The sequence below is a fragment of the Dysgonomonas sp. HDW5B genome (genome assembly GCF_011299335.1).
Taxonomy (GTDB): Bacteria; Bacteroidota; Bacteroidia; order Bacteroidales; family Dysgonomonadaceae; genus Dysgonomonas_A.
In genome coordinates, this window is the sequence record NZ_CP049858.1 from 2181701 (window position 1) to 2202102 (window position 20402).

The window sequence follows — 20402 nt, forward strand, 5'->3', positions numbered from 1 at the left end:
TTTTTTTATGATTTAGTTTTGATTTACGGATATTCTCACGGTTCCTCTTTCATCGGGAATTTTCACCCAACATTCTTTGCTTACCTCATCCCAAGCCCATTGGGTAGATTTAAAGTCGATATCTGTATTTTTCAGAATGTGATCGGCTTTTACATTCTTAACGGCTTTGTCGTTTACAAATATACTCTTAGGCTTAGCTTCTAGATGATACTTTAAAATGATGTTTCTTTTATCCGATTGTTTGAAGCCATTATCTGTAGATACAATTTCAGTTGAATATCCATCATCCAGAGTAGAACAGGTAAATCTGGTTTTCGAAAAGATATCTTTCAGATAATCCAGATTTTCACCCTCGTCTTCATACAATTCGAAACTGGTACTTTCGCCTGTGTAATTAGGGAAAATATCGACAAACAAAGCGTAATCTTTTTTCTCATGAATATATTGCATGATTGGCATTTGAGGGATGATAGATCCTTTCTTTACGAAAATAGGGATCACATTCAACGGAGCTTTATATGCTATGGTTTGCCCTCCAAGATAAACGGTTTGTTTATCATTAAAATCGATCCATTCTCCTTCGGGTAAATAGACACGCTTCACACGTTCTCCTTTTTTCAATACAGGAGCTACTAATAATTCTTCTCCGAAAAGAAACTGATCGTTTATTTTAGTTGCTTCCTCATCATTAGGATACTCCATAAACAAGCCCCTTGTAATTGGTAAACCTGTATCGTGTGCCTTACGGGCATAGCTATAGAGATAAGGGAATAGTTGATATTTTAGTTCGATAGCAGCTTTACTGTTTTGTTCTGCTACTTCGCCAAACATCCAAGGTTCCGCCGCATTATCACCTTCGTGATGGGCACGGCTTAACGGATTAAATACTCCGAACTGCATCCATCGGGTATACAACTCGGCCATAGCCGGATAATCGGTTATGTCACCACAATAGCCCGATATATCGGTAGTCCAGAAAGGAATTCCGCCTAAACCTGCAGAGATCCCCATAGCCACCTGATTCGCCATTTGCCCCCATCCTTCGAGTACGTCATTACCATTGCCACTGTCGCCGGTCCAACCGAATGTATAGCGTTGAAGTCCGGCATAAGCAGCACGTGTCATCTGAAATACCCGCTTATTTGGATTGCGTTTTTCAAATTGTTCTTTTACCACCTTATCCCATGTCAATCCATATACATTATGTATTTCGGCATGCATACCCAAGTGATGTTTCATATTTAGGCGGTCAAGGTCTTCTTCGTTACTCCATGCGGGCTCTCCCATGTCAGTCCAGAAACCTCTGGCTCCATCATCTAATGGTTTTTGTTGGAGTTCGCCCCACCAGTCGGCAACTTCGGGTAGTGTGAAATCAACTACACCACAATTACCTCCCCAAGGCCAAGGCATATCATACGATTTACCGGTACGTGTATCTTTTACGAAATAACCCAGTCTGTCAGCTTCCTCCCATTGTTCTTTTGTGGCTTGCGAAACAACAGGGTCTTGCGATAAAATCATTTTAAAACCTTGTTTATTCAGTGTTTCGAGCATAGCTTTAGGATTTGTGTAATTACCTTTTCGCCAGTTAAAATCCTGAAGTCCTTGAGTCCAACCAATATCTTGATAAATAATATCACACGGTATCTGACGTTTACGAAATTCGGCAGCTATCTCTAATGCTTGTGCTTCTTTGGTATAAAGTCCGCGACATTGAGAAAAACCCAGTGCCCATTTGGGAGGCATAATCGGTTTTCCGGTCAATAAAATGTATTGTTCCTGAATTTCTTTATAATCTTTTCCGAAAATAAAATAATATATAAACTCGCCATCGGGTGCTTCAAACGAATAATATTCATCCGATTCTGTACCAAATTTAAACTCAGTTTTATATGTATTATCCAAGAAGATACCATAACGATAACTACTCATAAAGAAAGGGATACTTTTATAAAGAGGATCTTCGGATGTACTGTAGCAAGGTTTGTCGCTATTCCACATTTTATACTCACGACCACGGCGATTCAGAGGTCCTGTTTTTTCTCCCAGTCCAAAGAATTGTTCATCCTTTCTCAATACTTTATAAGCTTTTTTCGATGTAGAGTCTGATACGTGCCCTATGTCTTTGAAATCGCTAAAGATAAGTTTTTGCCATTTATCGAAGATTTGAAGTTGCATTGGATTTTTATTCAACCTGATGCGCAACTTCGATGTATATATTTCGTAACAAGCTGCTTGCTCGTCTACATTTATTTCGCCTACCTCTTCGAGGTTCTCGTTCACAACCGCAAATGATTCGTTTTTACGTATAAGCTTTCCTGTTGGATCGAACCATACTTTTATAACCGACCCGCTGTTTATGGTAAGTGATAATTTTGCCCCGTCTTTAGTATTAAATAGTATCTGATTGCCACTCTTTGTATAAGAAACGCATTCTTGTACATTCTTATCGGTAGAAGCTAAAAGACTAAATGGAATTAGTAGGGTTAGCAATACTATATATTTGATTTTATTCATTTATTTCGTTTTTATTGGTATTCTACAACAATCATATCCCAATATTTCAAGGATGGTAAGTTAAATACAACCTCATTTCCTGTTTGACTAAACGTAATTTTCCGTGCAACTCCTTTCTGAGTATCCGGTGATGCAACCCAAATATTCTTGACAGGCTTTGCAGCAAGCAGTTTCAACTCAGTATCAGCGATGATAATCGGCTCTGCCTGAGTTCCGTTCTTATCTCTCCATTCCATTGTATTGGCATTGGTAAAATTGATCAGGTGCAGTACATCTTTATCGCTAAACCGTTTGCCAACCACAGCTACATTACCTTGTTGTGCAGGCCAGTTGTTTAATATCATCTTAGAATTGGTGCATTGCAGATTGTAAGAAGTGAAAGTACCACCGTCACGCAAGATATTCTGATAAGCAACCAGGAAGTCATAGTAAGTTAACATCGAATTTTTCAGCTCAGTTTTCATTTGTAAGTTGGAGTTCGGGAAATATTCGTTTGCCAGATAATGCTCTCCTAGTTCGAGATGAGAAGCTCCGAATGAAAAAATCACAGCATTAGCCAATAACACCCCCGGAGCATTTACAAAGCCGGCACTATTCGACTTATCATAATTCATGTAAGCAGCCAAAACAGTACGTTTCGCATTATTACTGTACGAATCATTATTCTGTATGATCTGAACCAGTTGCTCAAACGATTTATTAGGATCCCAGACTTCTGTATACAAAAAATCGACATCCGATTTGGCAATACTTTCTTCTTGTCCGTATTGATTAACAGCATTCATTACCAGACTTTTTGTCGGGTTAGCCTGTTTCATGGCTGTGATAAACGATTTATAGGTGTTCGAAAGTTTCACCACATTGCCGTTGTAATCATAAACAGTACCTCTGTCGCCCAATTGATCGATATGATAACCATCAAAATCAAATACACTGTACACATCTTTATTTCGTTGTATCAAATAGTTTTGCCACTCGGTATTGGCAGGGTTGGTAAGATAAATACTACTACGAAAAGGAGCATCGAGATGGTGATTGTCTTTTTCTTTATGATCCGCATCTTTGAAAAGATACCATTCTTCTTTTACTCCATCTGCCGCCGCATTATTTAACGCACCGAAAGCCAGATTATAAAATGTTGCTTTCATTCCTCTATCATGAGCGGCACTGATATATCCTTTTACAGTAGAAAGGTAATTTGTACGTCCTATCAAGTCATTCCACGAAGCAGCCGGATTTTCGACTGTTCCTGCCAATGGACGTTGATGATCGTACATCCAATCGTAAAATTGTATGCCATTGATACGATAGCGGTTTAAGACTTCGATATTTTTCTCTATTTGATTATCTGTCAATTTTCCATATCCCGAAAGGAAGCCATATCGAGGAAATTTTTTCCAGTCCGAAGAGACATCGACACTGATACTTTGGTGTATAATTTCTTTTCCTTCTTTCGATTCGTATATATCTACCAGATAACCTTTGAAATCTTCGGATGGTGTTACCCATGTCCATGATTTACCTGACAAGCTTTCTTCTTTGAGTACTGCACCCAGATATGAGTATCGCACTTTCAGGTTATTTCCGGGATTATCTTTCATCGAGAAATGTACCGTTTCACCCGGTTTATAAACAGCTTTATCTGTATTCAGGTTGATACTTAAATAGGTCTCGCCGTAGGTTATAGGATCGTTCTTGGTATCGTAGTAATCATCGCACGACACGACAAACAAGCTGCATAAGGCTACTGCTAAAAAGTTATATATATTCTTCATGCTATTTATATTTTACAGTGATACCTGAGTATGGCATCACTGTTTTTTTACTAATTAATTTTTCTTGATCATCACAGTCTCTTTCAACTGATCCAGCTCAATTGTATAACTACCGGCTTCTGTTATTTTCCATTTATAATCGAGTCCGGCACCTTTAGCTGTAAATACTGTTTGTTGTACTTGCCCGTTTGCCGGCATATCTGCCTGAACAGCTGTAAACCAAGCTCCATTCCAGTCGCTTTGTTTATCGCAGGTAAACTTCAGTTCACCTGTATTTAACGAACCTGACCATTTGAATTTATAATGAGTATCTCCGGCACTCATAGCTGTAGCATTTCCTATATTCCATCCATTAGCCGAAGCGTCTCCTACCAGATAAATCATTGCATAAGGAGTAAACGGAACAATATTGATCTTCATTTCGCGGGTATCCAATGCTATTTTATAAACTCCTCCAGGGATATTCCATTTATTATCTGGATCTCCTGCCCATTTAACCGCTTTGGTAGATTCGATTCCTGCCCCGTTGGTTTCCGGGCGGAAGAAAACAGCATCCCAACTTCCGGCAACTGTTCCTATCTTAAATTCGCCTCCTTCTGAAAGATTTTCGTTGTAATGAAATACAAATGGATCTAATGGATCTACGGTCATCGATTTAAAATTCCATCCTGTTGGATTTCCTACAAACCATAATTCTGTAAACTCAGCACCTGCAGTTTTTTCTATATAAATAGCTAATGATATAAGATTGAGTGTTATTTTATAATTTCCCCCTTCGGTAATCTCAAATTGTTTGTCATATGGATCATCTCCATTCTCACGTAAATACAGTTTGGTATTATCATCCCCTTTATTATAGGAGGGTGCAAATTTGCCAAGAGTTGTGATGAACTTAAACCTCCCCGGATTTAATCTTCCTGTCCATGTAAAACCTTTCGGAGTATTCCTTATTGCAGATAATTCCGTTGCATTATCGGCATTCCAACCATTTGGAGTAGCATCGCCTATCAAATACAGAGTTTTAGTTATGGGCTTATGTGTTTTTATCTTGATGGTTTGAATGTTCGATATAGCCGGCTCAACGGCATCAGATGCTATGGTAGCTTTTACACGTACATCTAACAAAATTTCTGATTCTGGTGCTATTCCCCATGATATGAGTAAATCATTCAGTTCTTCATTTTTATACTCCTTTTGATATATATTCTGCCCCAAATCGAGTGTAAGTCCCTTCTCGAAATTATTACCCTGCACATCCATCTGGAATGTGTAAGAAATAGCACTGTTAGTCCCCTGATTAGAACCTGATGTCCATGAAATGGTCAGGGCATTAGTTTCGGGATTTGCAGCATTCAACTCAATGTTTTCACTCGAAGCCTTTACTTCTAATGGCTGATTCCCTTTGTTATACTCTATACTATCCTCATCGGTGCACGAAAGAAAGAATAGGAGAAACAGACTCAATAAACTTAATATTTTATATGATTTCATAATAGGTTCGTTTTTTTGATTAATAACCTGCATTTTGAGACAAGTTCGGATTAGCATCCCTTTCTTTTTGAGGAATAGGTAGCAGCAAATGTTTGCTTGTCGCATTAACTTTACCGATGGAGTGTAAGAAATTCAAGGCATACTGCCCATTGTCAATACGAATCATATCGAACCAACGATGTCCTTCGAATGCTAACTCAATGCGGCGTTCCTTGATGATTTTCTCCCGCATCTGATCTTGGTTTAAACCTTCCACATCTGTACGTTTTGTCAATCCTGCTCTTTTCCGCACCTGATATAGTGGTTCTTCTGCATCCTTTGTTCTGCCAAGTTCATTCAAAGCTTCCGCTTTCATCAATAAGACGTCTGCATAACGTAATACTATTACGCTGGCTGAGTTTGTGTTATAATCGGGAGATACAGATAGAGGTACTAAAAACTTGCGGACATTGTAACCTGTGCTAGACATCGATCTCTTATACTGTTTTCCATCGAATGCAGGTCCTCCTTCATATAGAATGGTTTTATCTTTTCGCAAATCGTTTTCTTCATACTGACTTACAAATTCTTCTGTAGGTTGGTTCCAACCATAGGCTCCGCCTACCCATCCACTATTGCGTGGTCCCATATAAGTACTTAGCCAAGAAGCCTGATTCTCATCGTCCCAAAAACCGGCTTTGGTCAATCCATAATATTGAACCTCAAATAATGACTCTGCTGTATTTTTATTTCTCAGCTCACCACCAAAACAATCGCTGTAATCGGGATTAAGGGTATATCCCAAACTTTCGACAAGATTACACATCTCTAAACATTCCTGATACATGCCCAATGTCAGATATACTTTGGCTAACATTCCGGCTGCCGCTCCTTTTGACGCCCGACCAATATCACTACCTTTATACTCTTCTCTTGCAGGTAATAAGTTGATTGCTTCTTTCAGATCGGAAATAATAACATCATTATAGATGGTCATTTTATTGGTTCGTGACGGGAATAAATCATCGCCGGGCTTTAGTGTTGTCACAGCCATCGGCACATCGCCAAATAGTCGCACTAATATGAAGAAATAGTGTGCACGAAGGAACTTAGCTTCACCAATACATCTGTTTTTTAATGATTCGCTGATATTTGTTTTTGGAATATTTTCGAGAACCGTATTACAGTAAAGAATGCCGGGATTGGGACCTCTCCATATATCGAGTGCGGCGGCATTGTCTGTTGTTGTCACAAAATTGGCAAGAGTAATAGTTTCTATACCATCGGTTCCTCCTCCGGCACCGACTTCACTATTTCCGGCAACGATATCAAGTGACCAGATTCTCATATTATAGAGTTTTGGACGCTGTAGAGGCTGGTAAGCTCCATTCACTAAAGCAATGGCAGATGCTTCGTCATTTATAGCTTCTGCACTTGGATCTTCGAACGACTCTTTGTCCAAAAAATCAGAACACGAAACGAATAGAGTCGAAATAGCTAACAAGCCTATATATAGTATCTTTTTCATAATCAACGTTTTTTTTGAATTAGAATTTAACATTAACTCCCATACTCAATGTACGAGTAACAGGATATGTACTTAAATCGACACCACTTACATTTACTTCCGGATCGAATCCCGAATATTTGGTAAGGGTAAGTAAGTTTTGACAGGAGATATAAAAGCGAGCCATGCTGAGGTAAGCTTTTTGAGAAATTGATTTAGGCAGTGTATAACCCAAAGTTAGATTCTTCACTCTCAGATATGAACCATCTTCTATAAACCGATTCGAATGACGCACATTTTGATTGGGATCACTATATATAGCACGTGGCACACTGTTGCTGGTACCTTCGCCCGTCCATCTGTCTAATACCTTAGTTGTTTGATTTTGTGGAATAGACATACTTTCCTGCCATATTCTGTTTGCGTTGTATATATCGTTACCGGCAACACCTTGCAAGAAAATCTGCAAATCGAATTCTTTATAAGCAAAAGTATTATTCAAAGAGAATGTCCATTCAGGCGACGGATTACCGATATAAGTACGGTCGTCGGCATTTATTACGCCATTATTGTCTAAATCTCTGAAGCGAATATCACCCGGTGCTGTTCCCCCCGGTACTTGAATAGCATATCTGTCAACCTCTTGCTGATTCTGAAAGATACCATTGGTTACGTAACCATAGAATGAGCCGATAGGATGACCTTCGGTGTTTACTCTCACTTTAGTCATGTTAATATCGTCTCCTACAAATAAAGGAACTCCATCATTCATACTGATGACCTCATTCTTATTATAAGATATATTGAAGTCGGTATTCCATTCGAAAGTACCTCTCATATTGAAAGAAGAGACTGTAAGCTCTACACCTTTGTTTCTTACCTTTCCGGCATTTATACTTGGTACATCGGTATCGGAATATCCTGTTGTAATAGGCACCGACATTGGCACCAGCATATCGGATGTATTTTTAAGATAAGCATCTATAACAACATTAATGCGTTGATTCAATAACGATAAATCTATTCCTGCATTCAGCTGTTTGACTGTTTCCCATCTCACGTTGGGATTAGGCATCACTTTAGGGTATAGCGTAGAAACAGGTGTTCCGTTAAATACATATTGTCCTGTTTTTAAGCGTGTAAAGTAGGCATAATTGTCAATCCCGGCTTGGTTACCTGTTTCACCATATCCGGCCCTCACTTTGATATCACTCACCCATTTATTCTTGTTATAAAACGATTCTTCAGATAATCGCCAGGCTGCCGAGAACGAAGGGAATGTTCCCCAACGATTTTCGCTCGAAAAACGTGATGAACCATCGCGACGGATAGTAGCGGTCAATAAATATTTATCTGCATAATTGTAGTTGGCACGACCTATGAACGACAATATCGCCCAATCGTTTTTAGTACCTCCTACAGTAGGGTCGGTCAGTCCATTATTCAATTGATTGTTGTTATCTGTCAGGAAATTTTGAATACTTGCGCTCATATTGTTATACACATTATTTTGAGCACTGGAACCGATCATTACATTCAAGTGATGTTTTTCGTTGAATGTTTCCATGTAGGTTAAGGTGTTATCCCAAAGATAAGTCATACTCTTATTAGACTCCTCATAAAGAGTTGACTGCGGTTGAGGAATTGGTTTCCAGTTGTACTTAGGATAGAAATTACGTTTATCCCAGAATTTGAAGTCAATACCTCCCAAGGTTTTGAAAGTAAGGTTGTCCTTTATTTTTATTTCGGCAAAAGCATTGGCCAATACATTGTAGCCTTTTGTTTGCTCTTTGTTTAATGTGGCGCTACCTATCGGGTTTCTTATATCTCCGTATTGATAGGCTGGTTCTCCAGGGCCTGAAAATGACCCATCTTCGTTAAATACCGGTTGAGTAGGTAAAGCAGCCATAGCATCACGAACGCTGTATGAGCCTTGTTTTTTCACATCATGGCTTAGTGTTACATTGTTCCCGAACTTTAGCCAAGAACGAAACTTCGATTCACTATTGAATTGAAAGGTATAACGTCGGTAAGAAGTATTCAGAATAATACCTTCCTGATCGAACACTCCACCCGATACATAATAATTACTCTTCTCGTTACCTCCCGAATACGAAAGAGTATAATTTTGCATAATAGCTTTACGGAAAAGTTCATCAAGCCAGTTCGTTCCCGTTCCTAAGGCTGTAGGATCGGCGAAATCGGGTCTTTGAGTATAGTTCGGATTGTTATAATTCTTGATCATTTCGTTGTGAAGTGATGCAAATTGACTGGCATCAAGCATCTTGGGCATATTAGTTGCTTCCTGTATTCCCCAGTTGGCACTTAGAGAAATAGAGCCATCGCCCGATTTTCCTTTTTTCGTAGTAACAATCACAACACCATTTGCTCCACGTGAACCGTATATTGCTGTTGCAGAAGCATCTTTCAAGACATCAACAGACTCCACATCTTCCATGTTCAAGGCATTGAGCGGCATATCGGTAGGAACGTTGTCGATTACCAATAAAGGCTCACTGTTGTTGATGGTACTGATACCCCGTATACGAAAAGACACGTTATCGCCCGGTTTTCCAGATGATATAACCTGTACACCCGAAGCTCGTCCCTGTAATGCTTCTCCAATATTGGCTACGGGTTTGTCTTTAATGGTTTTAGCAGAAATGGACGAAACGGATCCTGTCAGGTCAATTTTCCTCATCACTCCATAACCTACAACTACAATTTCATCTAAGATTTTAGAATCTTCTTTTAGTATAATCTTTAAATCAGACTTTCCTAAAGTGGGTACTTCCTGGCTTATGTAGCCGATATAAGAAATTGTGAGTACCGGACTGTTGCTAACATCCAGTGAGAAAGTACCATCAATATCGCTAATGGTAGCTGTTGTAGTACCTTTTGCAACTACCGAAGCTCCTATAATAGGTTCGCCCTTTAGGTCGGTTATCACTCCTGTGACTTTTTTCTGATCCTGAGCCACGATATTCAGGCTAGACAGCATACATATAAATATGATACATATTTTATGTAAGCACGTAAAAGGTTTTACATTCATCATGGTATTTATTTTAAAATTAGGTTTAGAATGAAATAATAGTTTCGAAGGTTAACAATTGGAATGACTTCTAAACTAATATTCACAAAAATAGGGAGACTATAAAGGACGAAAAATAGGATATAGTAAGAATATAGACGAGTTTTATCCTTAAATATCTAGATATAAATGTTATAGGTTGGTTTTGAAGTGCAAAAAAAGTAGATAGTATATCCTGGTATCAGCTGCTTTTAGTAGATTTACCTCCTATTTTAGTTACTAAGGATTCGAATTCGTCACGAGGTACAGCAGCTTTGTTTCTTACCCTTGTGCGATAATTGTAAATTGTATTTGCTGAATAATGGAGAAATGACGCAATCTTGGAGCTGTCTACAATACCGAGGCGTATAAGGGCAAATATACGCAGTTCGGTATTCAACAGTTCGTTTGGTTTCAAAGTAAACCGTTCCTCTTCGAGCAGCAACGAGTTGAAATCTTCTACGAAGTTTGGATAAAGATGTAAAAATATATTGTCGAAATTGTCGTAAAGTTCTTTCAGTTCATTATCGATCATATCATGAGACTTTAACATTTTGTAAAGCTCATCCAGTTTTTTCTCTACCGCTTTTTTATTCAGCGTATTCTGGTATTTTTCGAGTTTGCTAATATACATGGAGCATAAGTCGAGAAAATGTCCTATATAAGTTTCCTTAATTCGATTTGCTTCAGACAATTCGACGTTCAGATTGTTGAGTTGGACATTGTTTTTCTGTAAATCAGTATTTAACTCGTTCAGCTTTATATTCGTGTGATACAACTCTTTTCTAATACGGGCTACTCGCTTCATCTGTAAGTAAACATATATTAACGAAGCAATCAGAAATAGAGATAAGATGCTGACTAATATTAGAAAAAACTGCAGCCCTTCTTTTTGTTTAGCTACTTTTTCCTGATAAGCAGTATCTATAATCGGGAATATTTTGGATATTTCGAAAGTCCTCAATCGTGCATTACAAAACATAGCATCCTCCATCGAAGATTTGATACATGTGTAAGCGTTTTCGATATCTCCCGTTTCATATAAAACGATAGCTAAAGCTTGCAATGAAGCATTCTCTTTTATCGCATTTTTTATATCACAAATAGCAGAAATAGTATAATACCGTCTTTGCTTTTCGAGATTGCCTTCTTTTTTATACACATTGGCTAATGCATAGGCTAGTACTGCTCTTTCATGATCCTCTGATGCTGATTTATCAAAGAGATTTTGTAAAATCTGTTTTGATTCCTCTAATTTATTTTGATCCAGCAGTTTTTCTGAATATACAATCTTATAATGATTGGATGTTGTATCAAGCACATTCAGCAGTGAATCACGGTAGAGATTACTCTTCTCTGAATAAATATTGGTATATAAATTATTTGAGGAATAAGAACTGTATAGTAGTTTATATGTATCGTAATAGTTAATAAGAAGTCCTTCATGTATCTTTTCCCGATCGATACTTTTCAATAGATCCATAGATTCTATATACATGCCTGCAATAGTGTATAGAGATGCTAAGGCTAGTTTTGATTGGTTAATCAAGGATGCATCATTCAATTTATATGCTATCTGTAGGTTTTCTTTAACAAAATGTATAGCCGAATCCGATATATAGGTCTTGTACTGATCGTATAGTTGTACATTAATGTCATAGCGTTGTACATCCGAAATATTGGGAGTTTCGAGCATCTTTTTCATCTCTGATATTTTCTGCTCTTTTACCTGCATATACATCTCTTTATTATCCAATAGCTTGTTTAAATGTAAAGAAATGGTATCCTTTTCGATGGCAGGGTATATATTACAGAATTGTAAAAGTAAAAATATCAAAAACAAATATTTCTTCATAGACAGTATATAAATCGGCTTACTGGCAAATATAAAACTATTAAATAAATTTATCGTCAGTATTTAACTTAAAAGGTAATTTTGAGGTGTCGCCGTTTAGACGAAATTTAAAACAGATCGATAACTTGTGTAACTCCATTTTTAAGAGAAACCATATTTGACCTTGTTGATGGGTGTTTCAATTATTACGATGTTTACTCTACCATTAATTTTATCTCCATATCTCTCCGAAATAGCCAATAGATGCATTGTTGATATAAATAACTGCATGGTTGAGAAAAGCCCAAAACAAATAATAACTTCTATTGTTATATACATGATACTAAAAAAACGATCCACACAGACTAATTGTAATTACAGTGCTATTTTCAGTTCAGTGTAACACTATAAATATCCGGAGTAAATCATAAGTATGAAAAAAATTATAATCATTGGCTCTGGGTTTTCAAGCCTTTCTGCCGCTTGTTATTTAGGCAAAGAAGGGCATCATGTTACAGTTTTAGAAAAAAATGAAATAATCGGAGGCAGAGCCAGGCAGTTGAAAGCAGATGGTTTTACTTTCGACATGGGACCTACATTCTATTGGATGCCCGATATATTCGATTCCTTCTTCGCCGATTTTAATAAAAAAACATCCGATTACTATAAGCTGATAAGGCTAGATCCCGGCTATGAAGTTTACTTTGGAGAAAAAGACTCTCTATCTGTTTCGGCAGACTTGAATAAAATATACCAATTATTTGAAAAGGAGGAAGCCGGCAGCAGTGAATTTTTACAAAAATATTTGAAAGAAGCTCACTTCAATTACGATGTAGCCATCAACAAAGTTGTTTATAAGCCCGGGAAAAGCATATTTGAGTTGATTATGCCTGCTACTGCTATGCGTGTTTTCCAATTCCTGCAAAGTATCAGCAGCAAGATCAGAAAAGGAGTGAAGAGCCATAAGCTCAGACAACTCTTAGAATTTCCCGTACTTTTTTTGGGAGCGAAACCTAGTAAAACACCTGCTTTTTATTGTTTTATGAATCATGCCGATATGGTATTGGGTACATGGCATATAGAGGGAGGAATGTTCGAACTAGTGAAAGCCATGAAGCAATTGGCTGAAAGCTATGGCGTAACCATAAAAACGAATAGTGCAGTCGAAAAAATCAATATAGAGAATAACTTAGCAACAGGGGTTACTGTGAATGGGGTATTTTATTCGGTAGACTTAGTCATATCAGGAGCCGACTATCAGCATACCGAAAAACTGATCGAAAACAAGTATCGCAATTATAGCCAAGAATATTGGAAGCAGCGCGTGTTTGCACCGTCTGCCCTTATGTATTATGTGGCTCTTGACAAGAAACTGGAAAATGTATCGCATCACACATTATTCTTCGACTCCAATTTCGAGATACATGCTTCGCAAATATACGACAAAGCTGCATGGCCCGGCGATCCGTTATTCTATGCCAGCTTTCCAAGTATCACAGATGCGTCTGTTGCTCCTGAAGGCAAAGAAGCAGCCATTTTTTTAATACCTATCGCTCCCGGATTGAAAGACTCGGAGGAGATCAGACTACATTATTTTAATAAAATAATAGAACGCCTCGAAAGACTGACCAACCAATCGGTAAAAGAATCGATCATCTTTCATCAGAGCTTTACTACAAGCGACTTTGTGCGTGATTATAATGCTTACAAAGGAAATGCTTACGGTTTGTCAAATATATTATCGCAAACCGCTTTCTTAAAACCCAAAATGCAGAATAGAAAAATAAAAAACTTATTTTATACAGGACAGTTGACTGTTCCCGGTCCGGGTGTACCTCCGGCGATTATTTCCGGTAAAATTGTTTCAGAATTAGCAAACTCTTATATAAAGAAAACAGGTTATGGAAAAACTATTTAATCAGATCTCGTTTGAGACCAGTAAAATGGTAACCAAGCAATACAGTACTTCTTTTGCCATAGGAGTCCGTTGTTTGGATGAGTCCATAAGAGATGCTATATATAGCATATATGGATTTGTAAGATTTGCCGACGAAATAGTAGATACCTTTCATGAGCATGATAAGGAGTTTTTACTCGATAATTACGAAAAGTGTTACTACGAAGCGTTAAGGCATGGAATCAGTTTAAACCCGATACTTAATTCGTTTCAGCAAACAGTAAAGGCTTATTCGATAGAAGATGATCTGATACAGTCTTTTCTGAAAAGTATGCGGAGTGATTTGAAAAAGAAGAAATTTGACGAGCAAGAAATTAACGAATACATCTACGGTTCGGCAGAAGTTGTCGGATTGATGTGCCTTAAAGTTTTTGTAAAAGGCAATAAAGAGTATTACGATGAATTGAAACCCTATGCCATGCGACTGGGGGCAGCCTTTCAGAAGATAAATTTCCTGAGAGATTTACAACATGATACCGAAGAATTGTGTAGAACATATTTTCCGATACTGAAAAATCAACCCTTGAATAAAAAGACAAAAGATATAATATTACAAGATATATACAAAGATTACGAACAGGCGATGATAGGTATAAAAAGATTGCCAAATGAATCGAAACTAGGGGTGTATACCGCTTATCTGTATTACCTCAAATTAACAGAGATGATTGAAAAAACAAACCCTGACGAATTAATGAAAAAACGAATCAGTGTACCTAATCATCAGAAATTATTTCTGCTTTGCAGAGCATACATAACGACTAAATTAAACTAACAACATGGTAATTCTTGTCAATGAAAAAGATGAAACGATTGGATATATGTCGAAACTTGAAGCACACCAAAAAGGGGTGTTGCATCGTGCATTTTCGGTACTAATATTTAATTCGCAAAGACAATTGTTACTGCAACAACGTGCAATCGGAAAATACCATACGCCGGGCAAGTGGACGAATACCTGTTGCAGCCATCCTTATCAGGATGAGACACCCGAAGATGGGGCTCACAGGAGACTCAAAGAGGAGATGGGAATGGATGCAGAACTGAAGTTCTTATTCAAATTTCAATATAAGGCTCCTTTTGACAATGAGTTGACTGAACATGAAATAGATCATGTTTTTATTGGGTTTACCGATGATTTACCCTCTATAAATAAGGATGAAGTAAATGATTTTAAGTATATGTATCTGAATGATATCAGAGAAGATATAGTAAGAAATCCCGATGGATACACTGCTTGGTTTAAGATTATCATAGAGGGATATCATGAATACATAGAAAGGCATTTGGTATGAATATAGCAATCATAGGATCGGGTATTGGAGGGTTGGCTTCGGCTATCCGCTTGGCAAATAAAGGGCATAAGGTAGTGGTATACGAAAAAAATACAACTGCCGGAGGTAAGATGGCAGAAATAAAAGAGCATGGCTATCGTTTCGACACAGGCCCCTCGTTGTTTACCTTACCCAATCTACTGGAAGATCTTTTTGCTGAAAGCGGCGAAAACCTGAAAGATCATTTGCCCTATGAGCTACTGGAGAATAATTGCAAGTATTTCTTCCCCGATGGTATGGAGTTCAACTTTTACCACGATAAAGAAAAACTAAAGGAGGAAATTGAATCAAAAACAATTGAAAAATACGAACATATAAAAAAACGTTTAGTAGAATCGGAGGAATTATATACAATAAGTGCCCCCGTTTTTCTATTTAACGATTTTCATAAATTATCGAATTTCAATACGCCCCCGTTTAGGAATATAGTATTCAAATTGCATAAGCTGAATTTTACCAAAACAATGCACGAGGCAAATCAGAAATCGTTTAACGACAAAAGGCTGGTGCAACTGTTCGACCGATATGCAACTTATAATGGTTCTGACCCATACAAAGCTCCTGCCACTTTGAATATGATTGCCCATCTCGAAAACAATATCGGGGCTTTTTTTCCAGAAAAAGGAATGTATGCCATAGTGAAAAGCCTTTACCAACTGGCAATAAAGAAAGGCGTAGAATTCAGTTTCGATAGTTTAGTTACTGAAATTGTGGTTAAAAATAAAAAAGCAACAGGTATTCAGGTAAACGACCAGATACATTCATACGATACAATTGTATCGGACGTTGACGCTAAATATCTGGCAAATAATATGCTGAATCATCCATTGAAGAAGCGATTGAACAATGCCGTACCTTCATCGTCGGCTATGATATTTTATTGGGGCATTAAAAAAGAATTTAGCAATCTCGATGTGCATAATATTCTGTTTAGCAATCGGTATAAAGATGAGTTTACTCATATTTTCAAAAGCAAAACTGTAATTGACGACCCTACAGTATATATATTTATCAGTTCGAATGTTGTACCATCCGATGCTCCGCAAGGTTCCGAAAATTGGTTTGTAATGATTAATGTTCCTGCCGATTGTGGTCAAGACTGGGACAAGCTGATAAGTGATGCACGGAAGAATATTATAACAAAAATAAATAAGGCTTTAAATACCAATATTGAAGAATATATAGAGTTTGAACGCATTGGGTCGCCACTAACAATAGAGAAAAATACTCTCAGTTATGGTGGTGCTTTATATGGAACAGCATCCAACTCGATGTTCTCAGCTTTTTTACGGCATCCCAATTTGCTTAGCAGCATAAAAAATCTATACTTTGTAGGAGGAAGCGTGCATCCGGGCGGCGGTATTCCGCTTTGTGTTGCCAGCTCCGAAATAGTATGCAAAGAAATACCCGCTGCAACTATAATTTGACAATTACAAGTTTGGAAGTAAATAATTCTAGCTCACCAATAATTAAAATGATAGGCATGAAAAATAAGGTCTTACAGAAAATGATTTCGGAAGAAGAATTACCCAAAACCTTCTTACGCTTTTATTTTGTTGGCTTGTTACTATTTATAATACCTTACACTCGGGAGTTATTTTTTAGCATAACTGCTCTTACACTTATATTGGTTATTGGCTGTATACTTTTCCATCATAAAGAGTGGAATAAATCTACTGTCTTAGTATTTGCTTTCATTGCTTTCAGTTCTTTCTTTCTCGAAGTGGCAGGTGTCAATTCGGGCATTTTGTTTGGTGAATATCAATATGACATAAGCTTGGGGTTGAAACTGTGGAATACTCCTTTGATTATCGGACTCAATTGGGTATTTCTCGTATATGCTTCACAGTCTATTATCTCTCGTTTTACCAATAACGCATATCTCAGAATAGTAGGGGGAGCTTCGCTAATGATTTGTTATGATTTAATCTTAGAATTGGTTGCACCTCCGATGCAGATGTGGCACTTCAAGACATTCTATCCACCTGTCGAAAATTTTGTAACCTGGTTTGTAGCCGCATTATTTTATCACACTCTATTAGTCTCATTTCAGATTTCGGCCGATAATAAATCCGCAGGAGCCTTATTTTGGATTCAAATGCTATTTTTCGCCATCATCAGTATTTTCAGCTTACTGTTCATCCAATGATAAAAGCCAATAAAACATATTTGGGAGTACTGTTCTTTGATTTATATGCAAAAATACAACTCAAGAGGTATTTTAGGAAAATCACAGTAATAGGCGATTTTGAAGATAAGGGAAAGCCTATTCTTTTAATCTCAAATCATTTCTCGTGGTGGGATGGTTTTATACAATTGTGGCTTAATAAAAAAATATTCAAGCGAAAACTGTATGTAATGATGCTCGAAGAACAACTCCGCAAATTTATGATACTGAATAAAGGTGGAGCTTTTTCTATCCGAAAAAACAGTCGGGATATAGTCGAAAGTTTAGAGTACACAACCGGTTTGTTAAAGCAAAAAGAAAATGTATTGTTGATTTTCCCTCAGGGAGAGATACAGACACTATATACACACGATTTTGTTTTTGAGAAAGGACTGGAATATATTTTAAAGAAACTGAACGGCGAAGTACAAATTGTTTTTAATGTAAATTTGGTGGATTACTTCTCTTATAAGAAGCCTTCACTGAATATCTACTTCACCCCATACAATGTGGGGGACAAAATAGACATCGAAACTATTCAGCAAGATTTTACCCATTTTGCACACGAATGCATCAAAAACCAGACTGATAAATGATATATATAGGATATGCCATATTGTTTTTAGGATTCATCAGGCTACTCGTGTCTATGGTTAATTTGTTGACAAATGTGTATCTTCCGCAGGACATTCATATTGAAAATCATCCGAAAGTATCCATCTTAATACCTGCCCGAAACGAAGAAGCAAATATTGGTAAATTATTGCTTGATATTGAGAATCTATCTTATCCTAATTATGAAGTAATCGTATACAACGATTGTTCGACTGACAATACTGTAAATATTGTAAAACAGGCAATGCATAACAACTCCAATATAATACTTATAGAGGGAGGCGAGTTAGAAAATGGATGGCTAGGTAAAAATTTTGCCTGCCACAATCTAGCTTTAAAAGCCACAGGAGAGTACTTTTTATTTCTAGATGCAGATGTAAGGGTAAAGCATCAACTAATAGAGCAATCGGTTTATTTGATGAAGAAACAAAAGCTGAAGCTATTGTCTATCTTCCCCAAGCAAATTATCAGCAATAAAGAAACGCTGCTCTCTATTCCTCTGATGAACTGGATATTATTGAGCTTGTTACCTCTGATATTGATTCGCTGGTCCAGCTGGACTTCTTTTTCGGCTGCCAATGGTCAATTTATGTTTTTCGAGGCGCAAGCTTATAAACAGCTAGTACCACACTCGATTCATAAGGCAAATAAGGTGGAAGACATTGCTATTTGCAGGTATTACAAGAAAAGCAGAATGCGTGTAAGTACTATTCTTGGCAACGAAGATATACAATGCAAAATGTATAATACTTTGGATGAATCTATGGATGGATTTTCTAAAAACATCTTCGATTTTTTCGGGGGAAGCATTGTAACAGGGTTATTATTTGCCGCCTTTACTACTTTTGCACCCTTATTACTCTACTTCTCATTAGGCATATATGCATCGGCAATATATATATGTTCTATCATTCTGATAAGGATATTTGTATCAAAAGCAAGCAAACAGTCCATATTCGATAATATCCTCTATATGCTGGCTCAGCATTTTATCTTCTTGAAAATTATGTGTATCGCTTTATTATATCGCAAACGAAAGTCTTTAACATGGAAAGATCGGGATGTTTTTATAAAACAATAATATCTGAACCTACATCTTTTTCTTCAAAGCGGGTAATAACTCATTCTTAACAAAAGAATAGTTAGGCTCTATGGACAATATTTTATCATAAGTTTGTTTTGCTCCTTTGAAGTCTTTTTCGTCTTCTTGTATCTGAGCTATTTTAGTGAGAAGGCTCAAATAAAGCCAATTTTGAGGTAGTGATGCCGGATTATCTTCGAAAAGAGATACAGCTTTCTTATAGTATTCCTTAGCCTTTGTTTTATCACCGCCAAAGGCTGATGGTGAATAGTATAAAACATTAGCCTGTTCTATATTCCCTTGAATATTATTAGGATCTATGGCGAGTGCTTTTTTAGCATTTTCTCCACTCGATTTTCCAATAAAAGGAGCTTTGTAAGGAGATAAGCCAATCTTAAAACCAACTAAAGCCGCCTTATAGGCATAGACATCAGCAAGCTTAGGATTAGATTTTGTAAGTTCATCCAAGATCATTTCCATTTTATCGACATATGTTGCTGCTTCCTTTTTATTTTTCACCCCAAGACTATAACCAATGTATCCATAATAATAGTTTACAAGTTCGAGTTTATTGGCCGCAGAAGTTAATTTTCGAGATTCAATATCTGTCATAGTGGTTTTCCACTCTGCCATATTTCCCGTTATAAAGGCATTATAAATAGTTGTTTTATCATTTGCCGCATTTATGGATAGTGACATAAGCAATAGTACTAGTATGGAATAATATTTATATATTTTCATTTTTGATTTTATCCTATAATTGATTACTATTACTAAAACGACAAAGCAGATATATTGTTCTCAAAGAGAGCTTCTAAATGATTGAAACTAGTTTTTAATTTTATAAAATTATTATATTTCGTTATATTCGATTATTTATAGTCGAAGATGTTTTAGTCAAAATTAGGATTTACCCTTAGTGAGGTGTATCATATGACTTCTTGCCGCTTTTATCCTAATAAAGCGGTTAACAAATAGAGTATAATTGGGGGATTAGTTTGGATTTTGGCCCTCTAAGGTGTCTGCTAGTAAATAAAAAAAGCTCTCTAAACAACAGTTTAGAGAGCTTTTT

14 protein-coding genes are annotated in these 20402 nt (G+C 37.0%); 7 read left to right on the plus strand and 7 right to left on the minus strand.

What is annotated here, in order from left to right; genetic code table 11:
* Positions 1 to 12 precede the first annotated feature (12 nt).
* From G7051_RS08880 to G7051_RS08905, 6 genes are all read right to left on the minus strand, one after another.
* A complete protein-coding gene (locus G7051_RS08880; RefSeq protein ID WP_166199683.1) occupies positions 13 to 2517 on the minus strand; it encodes a glycoside hydrolase family 31 protein in 2505 nt (834 codons plus the stop codon).
* An 11-nt stretch (positions 2518 to 2528) separates the two neighbouring features.
* Positions 2529 to 4292 (minus strand): glycoside hydrolase family 66 protein, encoded by a 1764-nt coding sequence (locus G7051_RS08885; RefSeq protein WP_166199685.1) that lies wholly within the window; start codon positions 4290 to 4292, stop codon positions 2529 to 2531.
* Positions 4293 to 4346: 54 nt separating this feature from the next.
* Entirely contained in the window at positions 4347 to 5783 is a 1437-nt protein-coding gene (locus G7051_RS08890) for a SusF/SusE family outer membrane protein (protein WP_166199687.1), read from the minus strand.
* 19 nt (positions 5784 to 5802) lie between these two features.
* Positions 5803 to 7290, minus strand: coding sequence for a RagB/SusD family nutrient uptake outer membrane protein (locus G7051_RS08895; RefSeq protein ID WP_166199689.1), 1488 nt, complete (start codon positions 7288 to 7290; stop codon positions 5803 to 5805).
* A gap of 19 nt (positions 7291 to 7309) precedes the next feature.
* Positions 7310 to 10270: a TonB-dependent receptor gene (locus G7051_RS08900; RefSeq protein WP_255493354.1), complete on the minus strand. Its 2961-nt coding sequence runs from the start codon at positions 10268 to 10270 to the stop codon at positions 7310 to 7312.
* 274 nt (positions 10271 to 10544) lie between these two features.
* Positions 10545 to 12197: a DUF6377 domain-containing protein gene (locus G7051_RS08905; protein WP_166199693.1), complete on the minus strand. Its 1653-nt coding sequence runs from the start codon at positions 12195 to 12197 to the stop codon at positions 10545 to 10547.
* Between the two features lie 412 nt (positions 12198 to 12609).
* On the opposite strand from G7051_RS08905, the gene G7051_RS08910 reads away from it, so the two are divergent.
* From G7051_RS08910 to G7051_RS08940, 7 genes are read left to right on the plus strand one after another with little or no spacing between them, the layout of a single operon-like run.
* A complete protein-coding gene (locus G7051_RS08910) occupies positions 12610 to 14094 on the plus strand; it encodes an NAD(P)/FAD-dependent oxidoreductase (RefSeq protein WP_166199695.1) in 1485 nt (494 codons plus the stop codon).
* Positions 14078 to 14908: a phytoene/squalene synthase family protein gene (locus G7051_RS08915; protein WP_166199697.1), complete on the plus strand. Its 831-nt coding sequence runs from the start codon at positions 14078 to 14080 to the stop codon at positions 14906 to 14908. Before G7051_RS08910 ends, G7051_RS08915 begins: the two co-directional genes overlap by 17 nt.
* 4 nt (positions 14909 to 14912) lie before the next feature.
* Positions 14913 to 15428, plus strand: coding sequence for an isopentenyl-diphosphate Delta-isomerase (gene idi / locus G7051_RS08920; protein ID WP_166113815.1), 516 nt, complete (start codon positions 14913 to 14915; stop codon positions 15426 to 15428).
* The gene (crtD, locus tag G7051_RS08925) at positions 15425 to 16894 is read left to right on the plus strand and encodes a 1-hydroxycarotenoid 3,4-desaturase CrtD (protein ID WP_166199699.1); all 1470 of its coding nucleotides are present in this window, start codon (positions 15425 to 15427) and stop codon (positions 16892 to 16894) included. Before idi ends, crtD begins: the two co-directional genes overlap by 4 nt.
* 56 nt (positions 16895 to 16950) lie before the next feature.
* The gene (locus tag G7051_RS08930) at positions 16951 to 17616 is read left to right on the plus strand and encodes a carotenoid biosynthesis protein (RefSeq protein WP_166199700.1); all 666 of its coding nucleotides are present in this window, start codon (positions 16951 to 16953) and stop codon (positions 17614 to 17616) included.
* On the plus strand, positions 17613 to 18230 hold the full coding sequence (locus tag G7051_RS08935; RefSeq protein ID WP_166199702.1) for a lysophospholipid acyltransferase family protein: 618 nt from the start codon (positions 17613 to 17615) through the stop codon (positions 18228 to 18230). Before G7051_RS08930 ends, G7051_RS08935 begins: the two co-directional genes overlap by 4 nt.
* Positions 18227 to 19330, plus strand: a complete 1104-nt coding sequence (locus G7051_RS08940) for a glycosyltransferase family 2 protein (protein ID WP_166199704.1) — start codon at positions 18227 to 18229, stop codon at positions 19328 to 19330. The genes G7051_RS08935 and G7051_RS08940 overlap by 4 nt, the downstream gene beginning before the upstream one ends.
* Positions 19331 to 19339: 9 nt before the next feature.
* On the opposite strand, the gene G7051_RS08945 is transcribed toward G7051_RS08940, so the two are convergent.
* Positions 19340 to 20071: a hypothetical protein gene (locus tag G7051_RS08945; protein ID WP_166199706.1), complete on the minus strand. Its 732-nt coding sequence runs from the start codon at positions 20069 to 20071 to the stop codon at positions 19340 to 19342.
* Positions 20072 to 20402 lie beyond the last annotated feature (331 nt).

Coding starts and splice junctions, on each gene's coding strand:
- G7051_RS08935 (WP_166199702.1), top strand. CDS start 17,613: ATGATAAAAGCCAATAAAACATATTTGGGAGTACTGTTCTTTGATTTA.
- G7051_RS08940 (WP_166199704.1), top strand. CDS start 18,227: ATGATATATATAGGATATGCCATATTGTTTTTAGGATTCATCAGGCTA.
- G7051_RS08945 (WP_166199706.1), bottom strand. CDS start 20,071: ATGAAAATATATAAATATTATTCCATACTAGTACTATTGCTTATGTCA.
- G7051_RS08910 (WP_166199695.1), top strand. CDS start 12,610: ATGAAAAAAATTATAATCATTGGCTCTGGGTTTTCAAGCCTTTCTGCC.
- G7051_RS08905 (WP_166199693.1), bottom strand. CDS start 12,197: ATGAAGAAATATTTGTTTTTGATATTTTTACTTTTACAATTCTGTAAT.
- G7051_RS08885 (WP_166199685.1), bottom strand. CDS start 4,292: ATGAAGAATATATATAACTTTTTAGCAGTAGCCTTATGCAGCTTGTTT.
- G7051_RS08930 (WP_166199700.1), top strand. CDS start 16,951: ATGAAAAATAAGGTCTTACAGAAAATGATTTCGGAAGAAGAATTACCC.
- crtD (WP_166199699.1), top strand. CDS start 15,425: ATGAATATAGCAATCATAGGATCGGGTATTGGAGGGTTGGCTTCGGCT.
- G7051_RS08895 (WP_166199689.1), bottom strand. CDS start 7,290: ATGAAAAAGATACTATATATAGGCTTGTTAGCTATTTCGACTCTATTC.
- G7051_RS08900 (WP_255493354.1), bottom strand. CDS start 10,270: ATGCTGTCTAGCCTGAATATCGTGGCTCAGGATCAGAAAAAAGTCACA.
- G7051_RS08880 (WP_166199683.1), bottom strand. CDS start 2,517: ATGAATAAAATCAAATATATAGTATTGCTAACCCTACTAATTCCATTT.
- idi (WP_166113815.1), top strand. CDS start 14,913: ATGGTAATTCTTGTCAATGAAAAAGATGAAACGATTGGATATATGTCG.
- G7051_RS08915 (WP_166199697.1), top strand. CDS start 14,078: ATGGAAAAACTATTTAATCAGATCTCGTTTGAGACCAGTAAAATGGTA.
- G7051_RS08890 (WP_166199687.1), bottom strand. CDS start 5,783: ATGAAATCATATAAAATATTAAGTTTATTGAGTCTGTTTCTCCTATTC.